Annotated in this window: 16 protein-coding genes; 9 read left to right on the top strand and 7 right to left on the bottom strand. The window is 66.7% G+C overall.

All coding sequences use genetic code 11. The features are described from left to right. Positions 1-29: 29 nt before the first annotated feature. The gene (locus tag HTUR_RS01970; protein WP_012941624.1) at positions 30-1,538 is read right to left on the bottom strand and encodes an Hvo_1808 family surface protein; all 1,509 of its coding nucleotides are present in this window, start codon (positions 1,536-1,538) and stop codon (positions 30-32) included. 39 nt (positions 1,539-1,577) lie between these two features. Beyond that, on the bottom strand, positions 1,578-3,317 hold the full coding sequence (locus HTUR_RS01965) for an Hvo_1808 family surface protein (RefSeq protein ID WP_012941623.1): 1,740 nt from the start codon (positions 3,315-3,317) through the stop codon (positions 1,578-1,580). Between the two features lie 123 nt (positions 3,318-3,440). On the opposite strand from HTUR_RS01965, the gene HTUR_RS01960 reads away from it, so the two are divergent. Together HTUR_RS01960 and HTUR_RS27165 are read left to right on the top strand one after the other, a co-directional pair. Further along, the gene (locus HTUR_RS01960; RefSeq protein ID WP_012941622.1) at positions 3,441-4,019 is read left to right on the top strand and encodes a cysteine hydrolase family protein; all 579 of its coding nucleotides are present in this window, start codon (positions 3,441-3,443) and stop codon (positions 4,017-4,019) included. A 150-nt stretch (positions 4,020-4,169) separates the two neighbouring features. Continuing rightward, complete coding sequence (locus HTUR_RS27165; protein ID WP_012941621.1) at positions 4,170-4,331, top strand: hypothetical protein; 162 nt, start codon at positions 4,170-4,172, stop codon at positions 4,329-4,331. A 77-nt stretch (positions 4,332-4,408) separates the two neighbouring features. Here the strand turns inward: HTUR_RS27165 and HTUR_RS01955 are convergent, their stop codons facing one another. Continuing rightward, a complete protein-coding gene (locus HTUR_RS01955) occupies positions 4,409-4,900 on the bottom strand; it encodes a PaaI family thioesterase (protein ID WP_012941620.1) in 492 nt (163 codons plus the stop codon). Between the two features lie 159 nt (positions 4,901-5,059). On the opposite strand from HTUR_RS01955, the gene HTUR_RS01950 reads away from it, so the two are divergent. Beyond that, entirely contained in the window at positions 5,060-5,509 is a 450-nt protein-coding gene (locus HTUR_RS01950; protein WP_012941619.1) for a DUF4385 domain-containing protein, read from the top strand. Between the two features lie 70 nt (positions 5,510-5,579). Continuing rightward, positions 5,580-7,007 carry a serpin family protein gene (locus tag HTUR_RS01945; RefSeq protein WP_012941618.1) on the top strand — a complete coding sequence of 476 codons (1,428 nt, stop codon included), beginning with the start codon at positions 5,580-5,582 and terminating at the stop codon, positions 7,005-7,007. Between the two features lie 256 nt (positions 7,008-7,263). Here the strand turns inward: HTUR_RS01945 and HTUR_RS01940 are convergent, their stop codons facing one another. Then, positions 7,264-8,253, bottom strand: coding sequence for a hypothetical protein (locus HTUR_RS01940; RefSeq protein ID WP_012941617.1), 990 nt, complete (start codon positions 8,251-8,253; stop codon positions 7,264-7,266). A gap of 65 nt (positions 8,254-8,318) precedes the next feature. On the opposite strand from HTUR_RS01940, the gene HTUR_RS01935 reads away from it, so the two are divergent. Both HTUR_RS01935 and HTUR_RS01930 read left to right on the top strand, forming a co-directional pair. Then, on the top strand, positions 8,319-9,050 hold the full coding sequence (locus HTUR_RS01935) for a lipoyl protein ligase domain-containing protein (RefSeq protein ID WP_012941616.1): 732 nt from the start codon (positions 8,319-8,321) through the stop codon (positions 9,048-9,050). 80 nt (positions 9,051-9,130) lie between these two features. Further along, the gene (locus HTUR_RS01930; RefSeq protein WP_012941615.1) at positions 9,131-9,646 is read left to right on the top strand and encodes a DUF7529 family protein; all 516 of its coding nucleotides are present in this window, start codon (positions 9,131-9,133) and stop codon (positions 9,644-9,646) included. Between the two features lie 48 nt (positions 9,647-9,694). Here the strand turns inward: HTUR_RS01930 and HTUR_RS01925 are convergent, their stop codons facing one another. Together HTUR_RS01925 and HTUR_RS01920 are read right to left on the bottom strand one after the other, a co-directional pair. Next, positions 9,695-10,669 carry a hypothetical protein gene (locus HTUR_RS01925; protein ID WP_012941614.1) on the bottom strand — a complete coding sequence of 325 codons (975 nt, stop codon included), beginning with the start codon at positions 10,667-10,669 and terminating at the stop codon, positions 9,695-9,697. A gap of 340 nt (positions 10,670-11,009) precedes the next feature. Further along, positions 11,010-11,660, bottom strand: a complete 651-nt coding sequence (locus HTUR_RS01920) for a DUF5806 family protein (RefSeq protein WP_012941613.1) — start codon at positions 11,658-11,660, stop codon at positions 11,010-11,012. A gap of 279 nt (positions 11,661-11,939) precedes the next feature. On the opposite strand from HTUR_RS01920, the gene HTUR_RS01910 reads away from it, so the two are divergent. Beyond that, positions 11,940-13,076, top strand: a complete 1,137-nt coding sequence (locus tag HTUR_RS01910) for a thiolase family protein (RefSeq protein WP_012941612.1) — start codon at positions 11,940-11,942, stop codon at positions 13,074-13,076. A 437-nt stretch (positions 13,077-13,513) separates the two neighbouring features. After that, positions 13,514-13,897 (top strand): hypothetical protein, encoded by a 384-nt coding sequence (locus tag HTUR_RS01905; protein ID WP_012941611.1) that lies wholly within the window; start codon positions 13,514-13,516, stop codon positions 13,895-13,897. A gap of 269 nt (positions 13,898-14,166) precedes the next feature. Here the strand turns inward: HTUR_RS01905 and HTUR_RS01900 are convergent, their stop codons facing one another. Beyond that, positions 14,167-15,858 carry an aldehyde ferredoxin oxidoreductase family protein gene (locus HTUR_RS01900; protein WP_012941610.1) on the bottom strand — a complete coding sequence of 564 codons (1,692 nt, stop codon included), beginning with the start codon at positions 15,856-15,858 and terminating at the stop codon, positions 14,167-14,169. Positions 15,859-16,114: 256 nt separating this feature from the next. Between HTUR_RS01900 and HTUR_RS01895 the strand changes: the two genes are divergently transcribed. After that, positions 16,115-16,687 carry a DUF2391 family protein gene (locus HTUR_RS01895; protein ID WP_012941609.1) on the top strand — a complete coding sequence of 191 codons (573 nt, stop codon included), beginning with the start codon at positions 16,115-16,117 and terminating at the stop codon, positions 16,685-16,687. Positions 16,688-16,718: the final 31 nt, after the last annotated feature.

The following is a 16,718-nucleotide window of genomic DNA, read 5'->3' as shown; positions in this document are numbered from 1 at the left end:
TCCGAGGGTTCCCCGGGGAAGTAAAAAAGCTACTCGTCTGCGGACGCCGTCGCCGCCGTCGCCGGTGTCGATGCCGTCGCGGTTCCCGCACGCAACGGGACGGGCGGCGCGGCCGTTGCGGTCGGTCCGTTCGGCGCGGCTGGTGCAGTCACCGCGGTCGGTCCGGTCAGCGGGGCCACCGCAGCCGACGCGTTCACTCTCGGCGCGTGGACGCCCTCGAGGTCGTCGACCGTCGGCGCACCGACGATCGTGACGACGTCGTCAGTGACGGTCACGCGGTAGGCCCCCTCGAAGGGGTCGCCGTCGGGAATCCGGTACGTATCCGTCCCGGCGTCGACCGACTCCGCGCCGCGGGACTCGAGGAGGGTGCGGTACGCGTCGGCGAACTCCTGAGTGTCGGCCTCGCTCTCCCAGGCGAGGCGCCAGACGTGGCCGGTCCGCTCACCGTCGGCGTCGCGGTAGGCGGTGAAGGTGTCGCCGGCCCAGCCGTCGGTCGCGGGATGCGAGTAGTTGTACGGTGAGAGCTCGGTCGCCCCCTCCGTGATCGAGCGCTCGACGACGTCGTTGGCCCACAGCGCGCCGAAGAGGGTCGCCTCGCCGACCGTCTCGGTTCGAATCTCGCTGCCGGTGGTGATCGGCTCCCACTCGTCGCTCGAGCGATCCGGGACGTCGACATCGACCGGCCGATCGTCCGGATAGCGGTCGGGGTGGATCACCTGGCTGGTGCTGGCGGGATAGTCGTCGTGGGCGTCGTCGACCGCGGCCCAGTCGCCGCGCTCGCGGAGGTGGTCGACGAACGACGGCCCCTCCGCGTACGGCGCGTAGATCGAGAGGAAGAGGCCGACGTTGAACGGCCGATCGGCGCCGACCTCGGCCGGCGCCGGCGTGACGGGGAGACACTGCCACTCGTCGCCGCAGCGCTCGGCGTAGCGGTGGGGGACGTAGTTGGCTTCGCCCTCGATCAGGCCGAGTTCGGCCCGCCGCTCGTCGATCGTCTCGCCGTCGCGATCGAGGCCGAAGCGCTGATCCTGAAGAGCGTGAACCAGTTCGTGGACCAGCGTCTCGCGATTGATGCGAATCTCGTCGGTGTCGTCGGCGACGACGACGATCCGGTCGTTCACGTAGTAGCCCTGAACGCTGGTGCCGTAGAGGGCGTCCATCTCCTCGTTGACGTCGGTCTCGCCGTCGACGACGAACGCCCCGCGCCACAGTTCGTTCGTGAACGCCGACGCCGAACTCGGATCGCCCCGCCGGTCTCGATACTCCGATCGCGAGATCACCTCGAGATCGACGTCGCGCTCGAACTTCAGTCCGCGAACGACCTCGATTCGGGCCATCGCTCGATACTTGACCGCCTCGAGTTGCGACTCGGTGAGCGTCTCCTCGTCATCGAACGCGAAGGTGTCGTCGTGGGCGTAGTCGCCGACGTACCCCGGTTCCCGGCTCGTGTCGAACCGGTCGGGCGAACCGGGGACCGTACACCCCGAGAGGAGCACCAGACCGACGAGCGCGAGCACCGCGAGGCGGCTCCGTTGCATCGAAGGCCGGTTTCGAGGGCAGGGACAAAGGCTCGTCGTTCAGGCCCGACCGCGGGCGGAACGGCCGCCGTCGGCCCACTCGAGTCCGGCGTCGGGTTCGGCCGGCGTCGAAGGTGGGGACGCGTCGGTGACCGGCGCCGTCCGCGGCGACGAATCCGATCCCGCCTCGCGCTCGGCTCCGAGTCGCCGAGCCCGCGCTCGCGCCGCCAGCAGTGCGATCGCGACGGCGGCGCCCGTTCCGGGGACGGCGAAGCCGGGCAGCGAATCGTCCGCTTCCGCTGTATCCTCGTCTTCCTCCTCGGCGGAGTCGGTTCCGTCGACTCGCTCGATCGTATCCTCGCCCGTCGGCGCGGCGCCCGCCGAGAGCCCGTCGAGTGCGGCGACCGACGGGGCGTGGACGATCCGCACCGTCTCGCCGTCGCGCTCGAGGAAGTATGCGCCGGGGTAGCCCTCGTCGTCGATCGCGTAGGTATCCTGTCGATCCTCAACGGGGTCGGCGCCGTGGTTCTCGAGCAGTTCGACGTAGGCGCCGGCAAACTCGCGGGCGTGATCGGCCGATCGCCACTCGGTCTCCCAGACGTAGCCGGTGTCGGCGCTCGCGTTTCCGTCGGCGTCCGCGCTGGCGTAGGTGACCAGTTCGTCGCCGGCCCAGCCGTCCGTGTACGACTGATTGTAGTCGAACGTCGTCGGGTCGTCGCCGAGCACGGCCTCGCGAGAGAGCACCGACGACTGACCCGGCTCGAAGGCGCCGTTGGCGAACATCGCGACCATCGCCCCCTCACCGACCGTCTCCGTGGCGACCTCGCCACCGACCTCGAGGGGCTGCCACGACTCGTTCGAGCGATCGGCGACCGAGACGTCGACCGGGTCGCGGTCCTCGCGGTGGATCACCGTCGACGAACTCGTCGGCGGATCCTCGTAGCGGTCGTTAACCGCCGACCAGCCGTCGCCGGACTCGCGTACGTGGTCGACGTAGGCCGGACCGTCGCTGTAGGGTTGATACAGCGTCAGGTAGAGCCCCCAGTTGCTCGGAGCTTCGCCGTCGGAGTCGTCGTCGGGGAGACACTCCCAGTCCGTCCCGCAGCGTCGCTCGTACTCGGTCTCGACGCTGACCGCGTCGCCCTCGATGAGCCCGTTCTCCGCCGCCTCCTGATCGATCGTCGCGCGCTCGTAGTTCGACAGATCGAACTGCTGGTCCTGGAGGGCGTGGGTCAGCTCGTGGCCGAGCACGATCTCGTCGAGCTCGAGTCGGTCAGGCGTGTTCGAGACGATGACGATACGGTCGGTCGAGGGCTCGTAGTAGCCCTCGACGCTGCCGCCGTAGATCGACTGGAGCTCCGTCGTCGCGTTGGTCTCGGCGTCGACCATGAATAGCGCCTCGTAGGTGACGTTCCGGACGCGCTGCTGGCTCTCGTTCGAGTCGACGAACGCGCTGTCCTGAGAGCGGAACTCCTCGCGGGAGATCACCTCGACCGGAACGTCGTCCTCGAAGGTCAGCCCGCGGATCTTCTCGACGCGGGCCATCGATCGGTAGACGACCGCCTCGAGTTCGTCGTCCTCGACGACGGCGTCGTCCCCCTCGTCGACCGGGAGCTCGTCGTCGTACCAGTAGCCCTCGACGTAGCCAACGGTCCCCGCGGTGGTCGGATCGTCGGCTCGGTCGGCGCCGTCAGGCGATTCGTCCGCGAACAGCGGCGGGGCGCCGGCCGCGACTGCGACTAGTGCGAGCACCGCGACCACGGCGAGCGCGGCGGCGACTCGCGTCGGAGGGGTCCTCATTGCGAGCGGATGGCAGGCCGTACGGCGGCGAGCGCAAAAAGCCCGCTGATTGGGACGGTTCGAGGCTCGAGGGCGCCCCTCGTCGCCGCGAACGTTTTTACGAAGCCATCCGTAGGTTTACATATGCACCTCGAGCCAGACAACACGGCGGTCGTGGTCGTCGACATGCAAAACGGCTTCTGTCACCCCGACGGCTCGCTGTACGCGCCCGGCAGCGAGACGGTGATCGAGCCGATCGCCGACCTCGTCGAACGGGCCCGCGAGGCCGGTGCGCAGGTGATCTTCACGCGGGACGTCCACCCGCCCGAGCAGTTCGAGGACGCCCACTACTACGACGAGTTCGACCAGTGGGGCGAACACGTCCTCGAGGGCTCCTGGGAGGCCGAAATCGTCGACGAACTGCCCGTCGAGGACGCCGACCACGTCGTCGAGAAACACACCTACGACGCCTTCCACGAGACCGAACTCGAGGGGTGGCTGAACGCCCGCGGGATCGACGACCTCGTCATCTGCGGCACGCTCGCGAACGTCTGCGTGCTCCACACCGGCGGTAGCGCCGGCGTGCGGGACTTCCGACCGATCATGGTCGAAGACTGCATCGGCGCCATCGAGGACGAACACAAGGAGTACGCCATCGACCACGCCGACTGGCTGTTCGGCGAGGTCCGCGAGATGGACGACCTCGAGTTCGCGAATACCTGAGCCGGCGTCCCGAGAGACTCTCTGCTCGAGGCGGAAGTCGAAGGAGAGCGTTTTCAACGTTCCGTCCTAACGGCACGGTATGAGAGACGTTCGACTCGCTCGGGCCGACCGACTCGAGCGCGCTGTCACGACGCGAGCGGGTGAGAGCGCATGAACGCCCGCCGGCTCCGATCGATGTACGTGTTGGGGATCCTGCTGAACGCGGTCGCGCTGATCTACGCGGCCATGGACGGCGCGATACTGTTCGCGGTGACGTTCGGGATCGTCATGCTCTATCTCGGCGTCCGGTACTGGATGGTCTCGACCGCTTGAGGATCCCGTCGCGATGCCGGCCCTGGTTCGGACCTCGAGTGTGAGTCGGACGGCTCCGTTTCGGGCGCGGACAGTCCTCACTCGGTCTCCGATCGGAAGATTCGGTAGGCTCCCTGCCCGGTCGCGACCTCTTTCGTTTCGCCGTCGAGGGTCGTGCTCTCGACGGTGATCTCGCTGACGCCGACGCTACGGCCGACCCTGATCACGTCCGCCGTCGCCGACAGGTCGCCCGTCGCGGGCCGGAGATAGTTGACGTTCAGATTGATCGTCGCGATTCGGGCCCCGAACGGCTCGTCCAGTTTCGTTCGGAGCACGAGACCGCCCGCCGTGTCGATCAGCGTCGCGGCGATGCCGCCGTGAATGTCGGTTCGCTCGCCCGGTTCGGTATCCGGCCGCGTGTTGCTCAGTTTCTCGTCGTAGGGGAGCGAGAGCGTCATCGTCCCGTCGCCGACGTTGTCGACGCGCGTCCCGATCCACGAGAGGAACTCCTGGTGTTCGTCGATGAAGTACTGCAGCACCTCCTCGAGGTCGTCGAACTGCTCCATCACCGTCCGCATGTCGTCGGGCATGCAATCTGTTCCCGGAGCGACGCTCTTTACCGCTGCGTTTCTCGCTGCGCCGCCGCCGACCGTTCGCCCGGTTCGCAAGCGTAGCGGTTACAGACGGCGGCCGCGGCTTAAAAACGAGCGCCAAGACGGCGTCGCTCGACGGCAAGCGAACTGATCCCGATGACTGACGAACCCGAATACGACATCGACTTTCGAGAGCGACCCGCGGAGTACGAGATCGGTCGCGGCGAGGAAGGCGTTTTCAAGGTCGAGCCCTACAAGAGCGAACTGCTACCGCTGTGGTCCTACGCCGACGAGGCGGCCGCTCGCGAATCCGCGACGGCGATCTACGAACGGTACGAACGCTATCGGGCTGACGACGACTTCCCGGGGATGGACATGGCCCGAAAGTACCTCCAAATGGGGTATACCCGTGCGATGCGCTACGCGAAGTACCCCGGCGGACGGAAGTACGACGAGGACGGCGAGGAGCGCCGACCGCAGCGCTGGGCCGACCGGGAGAAACGCGCCGCCGCGCTCGCCTTCGAGCGGTACTGGGAACGGGTCCGCGAGGACGACGCCTACCGGCGAGCGAAGGAGTCCCACCGAGACCGCCGGCGGACGGCGTGATATCGATCACGCTCAAAGGGATACTTCAGCTAACAGAAGGCGTTTATCGTCCGGGGTAGCCTATCCGGGTATGACCGCTGACAGGCGACGCGTGCTGGCCCTGACCGGCGCCCTCCTCGCCGGCGCCGCGGGCTGTCTCGGTGACGTGAGCGACGCGGAGGATCCCGAAAACGGCGACGAGCCCGCGAACGGTGCCGAAGACGGCGCGCTCTTCGACGACTACGACGTCCCCGACTTTCCCCGACTGGATCTCACCACTGATCCCGACCTCGAGTCCGACCGCCTCGCCGAACAGATCCGCGGAAACGTCGCCGTCTCCTTTGACGTCCTCGCACGGCTTCGCGAGGAGACGCCCGGCGAGAACCTGTTTTTCTCGCCGTACAGCATCTCGGTCGCGCTGGCGATGACCTACGCGGGGGCTCGCGGCGAGACCGCCGCGGAGATGGCCGACGCTCTGCGCTACGACCTCGAGGGCGAGGCCCTCCACGCCGCCTTCGGCGCCCTCGAGGGTGAGTTCGAGCAACGAAACGAAGACGGTCGGGACGTCGAGACGCCAGCGTGGGCCGACGAGGGCGGCGAGGGAGACGGGAGCGAGGGCGACGAAGACGACCTCGGATTCCAGCTCTCGAGCGCCAACGCCGTCTGGCGCGACGAGGGACACGACTTCGACGACGCCTACGTCCAGTTACTCGAGGCCTACTACGAGGCCGGCGACCACCTCGCCGACTTCTCGGGGAGCCCCGAGGCGGCCCGGGAGGAGATCAACGCCTGGGTCGAGGAGCGAACGAACGATCGGATCGAAGACCTCCTGCCGGAGGGCTCGATCGATGAGTGGACCCGGCTCGTCCTCACGAACGCCGTCTACTTCCTGGCCGCCTGGGAGCACGACTTCGATCCCGCCGAGACGGAGCCAGCGACGTTCACGAGCCTCGACGGCAGCGAGACCGAGGTCGACCTGATGCACCAATCGCAGGAACTGCGCTACGCCGAGATCGACGGCCACCAGCTCGTGGAGCTCCCCTACGCCAACGGCGACACGAGCATGATCGTCGTCCTCCCAGCCGAGGGCGAGTTCGAGTCCTTCGAGGCGTCGTTCGGCGTCGACGAGCTGGCGATCATGCTCGAGGAGACGTCGCAGCCAAAGGTCGACCTCGCGCTCCCGAAGTTCGGCATCGAGTCGAAGTTCAGCCTCGTCGAGACCATGCGGGAATTGGGGATGGAACGTGCCTTCGACAACGATGCGGACTTCAGCGGCATGGTCGAGGACGACGACAGCGACCTGTACGTCGACGACATCATCCACCAGAGCTTCGTCGAGGTCGACGAGGAGGGGACCGAAGCGGCGGCCGCGACGGCCGTCGTCATGGAGGACACCGCCGTCGCGGACCGCGTCAAGATGACCGTCGATCGGCCGTTCCTCTTCTACGTCCGCGACCGGCCGACCGAGACGCCGCTGTTCGTCGGCCGCGTCGTCGACGGCGAGCAGTTACAGAACTAGCAGTGGACGCTACGGTTCCGTGAGTCGACCAACGGCAGTGGCGCACGCCGAACGCCGCCGAACGGTCAGTGAGGCGTCGTTCAACGTCGTGCGAGGGATGAGTGAGCGAGCGGGGAGGAACGACCCGCGAGCGAACGAATCGGCTGGGGAGGGTGTGGCGATTCCACGTTGCCACGATGAGAGGTGTGCTCGGTTACGTTCTCGCCCTCCTTGAGCCGTAGCGTTCCGACCCCGTTCGACTCGACGCCCTCGTCGATCACTCGCGCTCGAGCGAAGGGCGAACTCGCACCCGAACCCGCTGGCCGATCTCGAGCGGCCGATCGGGACAGATCAGCTTCGCGCCGAAGTCAGCGTCTCGAGCGCAAAAGAGCGAGAGACCGGTGATGGGCTCATCGTTGACCGTGACGACCACGTCGTCCCAGGTGATCGTCCGGCCGCGGGCGACGCCGAGGCGGTCGCCGTTCAGCGAGACGACGCGCTCTCCGTCCGTTTCCGAAGCCAGCAGCCCACCGCCGTCGTAGTGTGGCAGGCCGCCGTCGAGCACGCCACCGTCGGAGCGTCGCTCCGACGAGGACCGCCTCGTGGTTCGAGAGAGCTCCGCTCTCTCGTCGTCACGAAAGACGCCCTGCGTCTTTCGATCGACCCCGTTCGGCCCACCCCCGTCATCGGCCCGAACCCCGACGAACGCCTCGCCCGGGTCGGGATGGGCGGGCGCGTCGAGGACGGCGTACGTCGCGCCGGTTGCAACGACGGTTCCGGTGCCGTCCCACTCGAGCGGACGGAGTTCGACGCCGACTTCGAGCGGGATCGATCCCGACGCCCGGTGGGGGTTCTGGTCGGGCCGACGCAAGCCGACGTGGAGGTGGTTGTCGACCCATGGGGCGAAAAACCCCGCGCGGACGAGTTCGCCCAGCGAGTCGCCGCGCTCGACCCGATCGCCGGCCTCGACGGTGGGCTGGACGTGGAGGATTCGAGCCGTCAGTCCCTCGAGGTCGCCCGGTCCGTCGCAGTCGATCAGAATCAGGTGATCGTGCTCCGGCGCGTAGGGCTTCGGCGGCGCTTTCACGTCGCGGGTCTCGCGGACGGTCCCCGAGACCGGGCTCGGGGCGGCGCTCGTCCGTCCGTCGCGGAGCGTGCCGGGGTAGAGATCGACGGCACACCCCTCGTCGTGGGCGGGATACGGCGAGTTGTACAGCGAGAAGCGCTGGTACTGGCTCAGTAGTTCCGCGGGAAGCGTCACGGCCATCGTAGTCGCCGTCTGCGCGGCGGGACCGTTTAGGTCCGTCGGGTCCAATCCCAACGCGACACACGATGCGAGTGCTCCGCGGCCGCGCGGCGACGATCGAGACCGACCGCGAGGCCAGCCGACGGCTCCTCTCGACGGCCGCCGACGGCGAGCCCGCGGTTCGAGTCTGGACGCCCCACCGACAGATCGCCTTCGGCCGCCGGGACCGGCGCCTCGAGGGGTACGACCGCGCCCGCGAGCGGGCTCGAGCACGCGGGTTCCCACCGGTCGAGCGCGACGTCGGCGGCCGGGCGGTCGCCTATGACGGCGAGACGACGCTCGCCTTCGCCCGCGCGGAGCCGGTCGCGGACTTCCGGCGCGGGACCGACGATCGGTACGAACGCGCGACGGCGGCCGTCGAGGACGCGCTCCGATCGCTCGCGGGCGGTCTCGAACCCGTCCGCGGCGAGCCCGACGACTCCTTCTGTCCCGGAACGCACTCACTGTCGCTGGCGGCCGGCGACGGCGAAGAAGGTGGTACCGAGCGTCACCGCAAGGTCGTCGGCATCGCCCAGCGCGTCCGCCAAGACGCCGCCGTCGTCGCCGGAATCGTCCTCGTCGCGAACCGAGGCCGGCTCGCGACCGTCCTCGAGTCGGTCTACGGCGCGCTCGAGGTCCCGTTCGACCCCGACACGGTCGGCTCCGTCGCGGACGCAGGTGGCCCGCCGGATCCCTCCGTCGTCCGCGCGGCCGTCGAGGACGCGCTGGTCGGTGACGCATCGACCGTCACCGTCGAGTCGGTCGAGGCGAGCGAGTGACAGGAGACAACGTTTTTTCCCTCGCTGTCGACCGACTCGAGTATGGTGACTCGAGCGCACGCGCGGACGGAGGGAGATCGATGACGACCGACGACGCCTCGCGGTGGACGGAACTCCTCGAGGACGCGGCGGCCATCGCCGAGGAGTTCCGGGACAACGGCTGGGACGCCGTCGTGTTGGAACCCGAGGTCGTCGCCCCGGTCGACCGCGAGGACCGGGCCGGCCTCGACGTCGGCGTCTCCGGCGAGGAGTACGCTCTCGTCGAGTCCCTGATCGCACGCGGAGACGTGACCGTCTCCGCGGCCGACGTCTACTACCGCCCGCCCGAATCGGACGACGAGGCGCGGATCGCGCTCGTCGTCGAGCGCGACGAGGACACCGAAACCTCCGTGTTCGTCCCGCTGCGGTACGACCTCGAGGACGAGGCTACCCGGTCGATGTTCGAGGCGGCGCTCGCGTCGAAAGAGGTGTTCGTTCACGTGACGCCGGCCGAAGCGGCCGGGGCAACGACCGACGACGAACCCGGAAACTGGGTCAGTTTCTCGCACGACGATCCGTCGCTGTTTCTCGAGGAAGCCGACGTGCGAAACTGGTAGGGGCGGGTCGTCGGGGCTGTCAGGTCCGACGGGACCCTCGCCGCCGTTTCAGCACCCACCGAACCCGAACTCGAGTTTACCGTTCAGCGCCATCGAGTGGTCGTCGTAGTAGGCATAGAGGTTTTGCGGAGCGGTGTACCGTCCGCCGTAGTGCCCGACGGGGCCGGTCGTGTCGATAATGTTGTCGTCGAGGTCCTCCGTGAACTGAAGGTCCTTGCGCTCGAAAATGAGGTCGTCGTCGAGCCGGTAGCGGACGACCCCGTCGCGGTTCGCCTCGCCCTGGGTGATCGTGTTCACGCGCACGTAGTATTCGAACTCGTACCACACGCCGGGTTTGATTTCCGGCGACCCGACCGCGTGTTCCTCGCCGTCGACGAGATAATCGTGGTCTCCGACGCCGTCGGTACCCATGTGGTAGGTGTTCGAGAGGAGGTGGAACGGTCCCTCCGGATCGCTGTCTTTGGTGGTCACGTACATGCGATTGCTCCAGCCGTTGGTGCCGTCGGGGCTACCGCCGCCGGCGCTGCCTTCACCCCTCGCGATCGCGCAGTTCCAGAGGCGACAGTTCGTCGGCGCATCGCGCCCGGTCATCGCCCAATCGGTGTTCAGCGCGAAATTGACGCGTCCGTTGAGTTCGAACAGTCCGTCGTCGAAGTCGTAGTGCGTGCTCAGGCCCCAGTGGTCGCCCTCGCGGATGCGCAACTGTAGTGCGCTCTCTCCGGACGCCGTCGGGCTCGAGACGAGCGTGAGATTGTCGGGATCACCGTTCGACATCCGGTAGACCTCGTCCCAGCTATCGTAGTCGTCGTAATCGAGGTGAACAATGTTGTCCGGTCGGTCGCAATCCGCCGCTGCCGTATCGGCTCCGAGCCCGACGACGCCGAGCAGACTGCCCGCGCCGACGGCCCCGCCCATCTGAAGCGCCCGACGTCTGGTCACGCTCGCACCCGTCGTCTTCTCGGCTGATCGGTTTCCGTTGTTGTCGTCCGCTCGGTTCGCTGCGTCAGTAGTATTCGTAACCATCCAGGTTGGTGTTGCCGTACAATGTCTAATTGTATTGAATTCTCTACCCAGAATAATGGTGACGTCACATAGTAATACTAACAATTGGTGTACGCGGAACTGTCGTAGTGGTGAGACTACTCGCGGCCGCTCAGCCAACGGATGCACTCGATGGTTACGACGCGATACTAGCCGGAATCTGTCCGACGCTCGGTCGGGAGACGAGTCGAATCTCGGGTGTTACGGTCATCGAGACATGTCACGAGAACGGGCGTCTTACTGGTAAATATAAGCCGTTTGCTTTCGAATAACAACCGACAGGCGCTCCATTATCACGGAAGGCGGAGCGTGAACGGCGGGGTCACTCCTCGTCCTCTCGCTCTCGCAACTCCTCGCTCGCCTCGCGAACCTCGCGCATCACGCTCGAGATGCGTTCCTCGGCCTCGAGTTCCTCCTCGACGGAGAGGTCGACGCCTTCGACCTCGAGCAGGAACTTGGCGACCTCGGTCGACTCGTACATGACGTCGTCGAGCTCCTCGGCGGTGAAGAAGTCGCACATCGCGCCGTAGAGGAAGGTCGCGCCCGCCTTGCGGACCTTCTCCTCGAAGGAGGCGCGGGCCTGATTGACCGCCTGCGGGGTGTAGGTGTCGGTCATGAACGGCACGAGTTCGGGGAGGTTCTCGCCGATCTTCGTCATCTCCACGCCGGTCTCAGTCCGGAAGTCGGAACAGAGGCGGGCGATGGCCCACTCGCGGGCGGTGACGTAGGTCCGATCCCGGAGGAACTCGTTGACCCGGTCGTACTGCGCGCCGTTCATCTTCGTGAAGCGGGCGTACTTCTGGACGTCCTCCGGGACGTCGTTCTCCTGGGGATCGGGGTCCGGAACGTTCGGCATCGGTCCGTCGCCGTCCGCGTCGTCGGCACTCGCGTCGGATTCGGGGTCGGTGTCCGCTCGGGAGGGCGATTCGTCGTCGGCCGCGAACCGGGAGGCGTCCAGTCCGTCCTCGTCCATGGCCGCGTATTACCAGCAATCCGAGATAAGCGTTCGGAAGGGTGACCTCGAGTCGGCGGGGCTATCGCGGTCCGGACGAACCGGAGTCCGCCGATCGAACGGACGCGAAGGGACGGGGCGGACGGTTCCGCGGCGCCCCGTCGAAGCGAGAGTCGGGACCGATCGGAAGAAACCGCTTCAACGGAAAACCGGGCTATGAGCCTCGAGCGGCGCGTAAACGGTTCGAACGTGTACGGAAGTTCGAGCGGATTTAAGTCCGTGAGGGACGTTCGGTAGTACATGTCACAGACGCCAGTCGTGGTCGAGGCAGTACGGACCCCGCAGGGGAAAGAGGACGGCGTGTTCGCGGACGTCCGCAGCGAGGCCCTCTCGGTGCCGCTGATCGACGAGATTCTGGCCGAAACCGGGCTCTCCGGCGACGAGATCGACGACCTGATGTGGGGCTGTGCTCAGCAACGCGGCGAGCAGGACAACAACCTCGCCCGCGTCATCGCCCTCCTGTCGGAACTCGGGGAGTCAGTTCCGGCGACGACGATCAACCGCTGGTGTGCCTCCTCGATGCAGTCGGTCATCTCCGCCTCCGACGCTATCGCGGCCGGCAACCGCGACGCCATCATCGCCGGCGGCGTCGAGAGCATGAGCCGCGTCCCGATGGGCGGCGGCTTCGAACACATCAACCCGAAACTGGCCGAACTGTACGATCTCGGCGACCTCCAGATGGGGATGACCGCCGAGAAGGTCGCCGAGGAGTACGGCATCTCCCGCGAGGAACAGGACGAGTACGCCGCCCGCAGCCAGCAAAACGCCGCCGAAGCGACCGAGTCGGGCCGCTTCGACGACGAGATCGTTCCGATCGAGACCGAGGACGGCACCGTCAGCGAGGACGAGGGCATCCGTCCGGGCACGACGAAAGAAAAGCTCGCCGAGCTGCCGACCGTCTTCAAGGACGACGGCACCGTCACGCCCGGCAACGCCTCCCAGATCTCCGACGGCGCCTCCGCCCTGCTGATCACGAGCGAGGCCTTCGCCGAGGAACACGACCTCGAGATCCTCGCCGAGGTCGGCCAGAACAACGTCGCCGGCGTCGACCCCACCGTCATGGGGATCGGCCCGGTCCCGGCGACGAAGGGCCTGCTCGAGCGCAACGGCCGCGACATCGACGAGTACGACCTCGTGGAACTCAATGAGGCCTTCGCCAGCCAGTCGCTGTACTCCCGCGACGAACTCGGCATCGATCCCGAGATCTTCAACGTCAACGGCGGCGCCATCGCGATCGGTCACCCGCTTGGGGCCTCGGGCGCGCGCCTGCCAGTCACGCTGATCAACGAACTTCAGAAGCGCGGCGGCGGCCTCGGACTGGCGACGCTCTGCGTCGGCTTCGGGCAAGGTGCGGCGATCGAGTTCGACGTGAACTGATCCGACTCACCTGAATCCTGTATTTCTTCGCACCCCTCTCGAACGACGAGTATCGAGAGTAATCACGTGCGGTGGCGCACGCTAACGGTGCGCCTGAGCACTGCGAAGGCGCGCCGGTGACTGCGTGCGAGGGATGAGTGAGCGACCAATGGGAGCGAGCGAATCGGTTGGGGAGGGTGTGGCAATCCCCATCGTCACGGTAGCAGAGAGACCGACTCTCTCGCGGAATCAGTACCCTCGAGACAGAATCGTCATCAAATCCCTCGAGACCGAAGCGACGACACCGCTACGAGCACGCACCACCACCAGCACGCTCGAGGCCGCACCATCGAGACGATCGGTGTCGCGAATGATCGATGCCTCGAGTACCGAAGGCGAACGACGAGAACCCATCATACGACCGGGTATTTAGATAGCTCCGGAACGACGAGACGAGTATGAGCGCGCCCTTGCTGGCGGTGATCGTGGGGATTCCCCTCGCCTGGCACCTCGGGCTCACGGCTGTCACCTACTGGGACGCCGGTCGGGTCGGCCTCGAGCCCCCGAAGAAGTGGGCGGCGATCACGTTCTGCATCCCGCTCTTCGGCTTCTTCATCTACCTCTTCGAGCGCAGCGAACTCTCCTACGAACCGGACGACGATCCCTACAAGGGGAACAACTTCAACATTCACCCCTCGCGGGCCGACGACGCGCCACTGCCCTCCCGCGGGGACGACCGGCTGTCGGTCGACGAAGACAGCTGGGACGAGACCGACGCCACAGACGAGTCTCGAGACCGGGTGGAACGACGAGACGGAGACGACGGCCGCGACGCTCGCTAGCGGTTCGCCGCCGGCACTTAAAACAGCCGGACAGGTACAGACGAACGGTCATCTCGCCGCGGGCGAAGCAATGACTGTCCCGCGGAGACACTCGATTGCCTCTCACTCTGTTCGTGTCCGTGGGATCATCCTCCCTCTCCGCCGTTTTTCGCCTCGTGAGGCTGCACCCGCTCGAGCGAGCGCTCTCGAGACGAAGACGTGGTCGCTGACAGAAGCACAATTGCGAACGAAAGATACGGATCGTCGCCGTCGCGGACTCCGGAGACCGGTCAGTCGTCGGCCGGCGTCGCACCGAAGTCGGTGCCCTCGAAGCGCTCGGCGGGCACCGTCCCGTCGGCCTCCCAGCCGCGCTCGTCGTAGTACTCCTCGAGGCCCGCCTCGAAGTCCGGGATCTCGTAGGGGAGGGTGTCGTCGCTCCGGTCGAAGCCGCGCTGGTTGTTGAAGTGGCGCTCGAGGGAGACGACGGTGCCGCCCAGCTCGAGCAGGTCCTCGTAGTCGGTGTCCAGCAGCGTCTCGAAGCGCTCCTCGGTGATGAAGTCCCGCGAGAACTTACAGAGGACGGCGCTGTCCTTGATGGCGTTGATGTTCTCGAGTTCGATGACCTTCGGCGGCTTACCCTCCAGACCCGACTTGTCGAAGGCGTCGTCGGCGTCGACCAACGGGTACTCGTAGGGGTAGAACTCGGCGTACATGTGGTCGGCGCCGCGGTTGGAGGTGGCGAAGGACAGCCCCTGGCCGTTCAGGGTGCGGCCGTCGTGGGCGGGGAACTCCATCCCCTTGACGGTCCAGTTCTCGACGCCGAGTTCGTCGTGGAACTCGTCGATGCCCTCCGCGAGCGTGTCGCCGACGCCCTCGCGGTAGGCGATCTTCTCGACCGTCTCGTGGATGAGATCGGCGTTTCCGAACTCGTCCTCGCTGGCGAGGTAGGCTGCGACGGCGTCGCCGGCGGAGATCGTATCGAGTCCGTACTCGTCACAGAGCTTGTTCGACTTCATCACGTCGACAACGTCGTCGATACCCGAGTTGGAGCCGAAGGCCATGACGGTCTCGTACTCGGGGCCTTCGGTCTCGAGGCCACTCTCCTCGTCCCGCGTCGGCAGTTTGCAGGCGAAGGCGCAGGCCGAACAGGTGCCTTTCTTGTACTTCTTCTCGGCGACCGCGTCGCCGCCGATCCCTTCGGCGCCCTCGAACGAGAGCTCCGAGAAGTACCGGGTCGGCAGCGCTTCGACCATGTTCGCGTACTCGGTGACGGAGGTCGTCCCCGACTCCTTCATCGGGTGGTCGGCCTGAGCGGCCTCGCCGTGGATCTCCATCTGGACCGGCGGAATCTCGACCTCGTTGGTCGAGTCGCCGTCGAAGGTGATCGCCTTGACGTTCTTCGAGCCGAGGACCGCACCGAGGCCGCCGCGGCCGAACGCGCGCTCCTTCGAGGTCATCATCGAGGCGAAGCGGACGCCGTTCTCGCCCGCGGGACCGACGACGACCGTGTGCTCGGACTCGAGGTCGTGTTCGGCCTCGATGTACTCGCAGGTCTCCGGCACCGTCGCCTGCTCGAGGTCGGGCACGTCCTCGAACTCCACGCCCTCGTCGGTGACGTGGACGATGACGAGGTCGTCGCTTGCGCCGGTGACCTCGACGGCGCTGTAGCCCGTTCCGGTGAAGTTTCGCGAGAGGAAGCCGCCGGCGTTCGAGGAGAGCAACCCGTCGGTCAGCGGCGAGACGCCCGTCGCCGACATCCGGCCCGTGAAGCTCATCGTCGAGTGCTGGAGCGGCCCGGTCGCGAAGAACAGGCGGTTGTCGGCCCCAAGCGGGTCGACGTCGAACGGGATTCGATCGTGTGCGAGTTTCGTCCCGAGTGCGCGGCCGCCCAAGAACGACTCGAGGAGGTCGTCGATCTCCTCGGTCCGCATCGTCCGCTCCCCGACGTCGATCGTACACAGCGGTCCCTGGACGTGTTTCATATGAGTGGGAGTACCTTCCGCGGGTGCAAAATGGTATCGGTTCCTGTTACACCCGTACATGGATTGTGTATACAGTGAGGACAGAAACCGATACGAGACGGGGGACCAATTCCTGGCCGGACGGCCTCGAGCGGTCGCGATACCCGGGACGCGTGCCTTCTCATCGCCTCCATCGCGAGCGACGCTTCCGTTGCGAGCGGCGGTCCGAGCGGACGCGTCCGACGTGCTTTAGCCCCGGTAGTGTGAGAGACCGCGTATGTCTGCATCGGAGGGTCAGTCGGACGACCCGACGTTGGACGATCTGTACGAGCAACTCGAGGCCTTAGAGGAGACGGTCGACACGGTCGACGAGCGGACGGAAGTGCGTCGGACGCGACGGCTCGTCAACCGGCTCTCGCACAACGCGATGGTCGGCAGGGTGATCACGCGGTTCACCCGCAAGGACAAGGCCGAGGCGTTCGTCGGCAGCGTCGTCATCGGTATGCCGATGCTCGTCGAGGACGGCGTCTTCGAGATCGGCCGGTTCCTCGCCGCGCACCCGCCGCTTTTCGCCGTGAACGTGGCACTGGCGGTCGCGCTGGTCGTCGGCATCCTCTACGTCGCCGACTTCCGAGAGATCCAGATCCACAACCCCTACTTCGGCGTGATTCCGCGCCGCCCCGTCTGGGTGTGTGGAATCGCCTTCGCGACCGCGGCCGTCCTGATGACGCTCTGGGGGCGAATCGCGTGGGACGAGCCCTGGGTCAACCTCTGTCAGGTGTCGGTCGTCTTCACCGCGATGGCGCTGGGCGGCTCGCTGGGCGACATCCTTCCCGGCGAGTCGGAGTGAATGCGAGATCGTTCTCAGCCCGCTCACAGCC

It is taken from the genome of Haloterrigena turkmenica DSM 5511, from assembly GCF_000025325.1.
Classification (GTDB): domain Archaea; phylum Halobacteriota; class Halobacteria; order Halobacteriales; family Natrialbaceae; genus Haloterrigena; species Haloterrigena turkmenica.
Note: the sequence above shows the minus strand (reverse complement) of the source record. Positions and strands in the feature narration are given on the sequence as shown.

Excerpts from the sequence above, each read along its gene's own strand:
- HTUR_RS01960 (WP_012941622.1), top strand. The coding sequence starts at position 3,441 with ATGCACCTCGAGCCAGACAACACGGCGGTCGTGGTCGTCGACATGCAA.
- HTUR_RS01935 (WP_012941616.1), top strand. The coding sequence starts at position 8,319 with ATGCGAGTGCTCCGCGGCCGCGCGGCGACGATCGAGACCGACCGCGAG.
- HTUR_RS01950 (WP_012941619.1), top strand. The coding sequence starts at position 5,060 with ATGACTGACGAACCCGAATACGACATCGACTTTCGAGAGCGACCCGCG.
- HTUR_RS01940 (WP_012941617.1), bottom strand. The coding sequence starts at position 8,253 with ATGGCCGTGACGCTTCCCGCGGAACTACTGAGCCAGTACCAGCGCTTC.
- HTUR_RS01925 (WP_012941614.1), bottom strand. The coding sequence starts at position 10,669 with ATGGTTACGAATACTACTGACGCAGCGAACCGAGCGGACGACAACAAC.
- HTUR_RS01930 (WP_012941615.1), top strand. The coding sequence starts at position 9,131 with ATGACGACCGACGACGCCTCGCGGTGGACGGAACTCCTCGAGGACGCG.
- HTUR_RS01945 (WP_012941618.1), top strand. The coding sequence starts at position 5,580 with ATGACCGCTGACAGGCGACGCGTGCTGGCCCTGACCGGCGCCCTCCTC.
- HTUR_RS01965 (WP_012941623.1), bottom strand. The coding sequence starts at position 3,317 with ATGAGGACCCCTCCGACGCGAGTCGCCGCCGCGCTCGCCGTGGTCGCG.
- HTUR_RS01895 (WP_012941609.1), top strand. The coding sequence starts at position 16,115 with ATGTCTGCATCGGAGGGTCAGTCGGACGACCCGACGTTGGACGATCTG.
- HTUR_RS27165 (WP_012941621.1), top strand. The coding sequence starts at position 4,170 with ATGAACGCCCGCCGGCTCCGATCGATGTACGTGTTGGGGATCCTGCTG.
- HTUR_RS01920 (WP_012941613.1), bottom strand. The coding sequence starts at position 11,660 with ATGGACGAGGACGGACTGGACGCCTCCCGGTTCGCGGCCGACGACGAA.
- HTUR_RS01910 (WP_012941612.1), top strand. The coding sequence starts at position 11,940 with ATGTCACAGACGCCAGTCGTGGTCGAGGCAGTACGGACCCCGCAGGGG.
- HTUR_RS01970 (WP_012941624.1), bottom strand. The coding sequence starts at position 1,538 with ATGCAACGGAGCCGCCTCGCGGTGCTCGCGCTCGTCGGTCTGGTGCTC.
- HTUR_RS01955 (WP_012941620.1), bottom strand. The coding sequence starts at position 4,900 with ATGCCCGACGACATGCGGACGGTGATGGAGCAGTTCGACGACCTCGAG.
- HTUR_RS01905 (WP_012941611.1), top strand. The coding sequence starts at position 13,514 with ATGAGCGCGCCCTTGCTGGCGGTGATCGTGGGGATTCCCCTCGCCTGG.
- HTUR_RS01900 (WP_012941610.1), bottom strand. The coding sequence starts at position 15,858 with ATGAAACACGTCCAGGGACCGCTGTGTACGATCGACGTCGGGGAGCGG.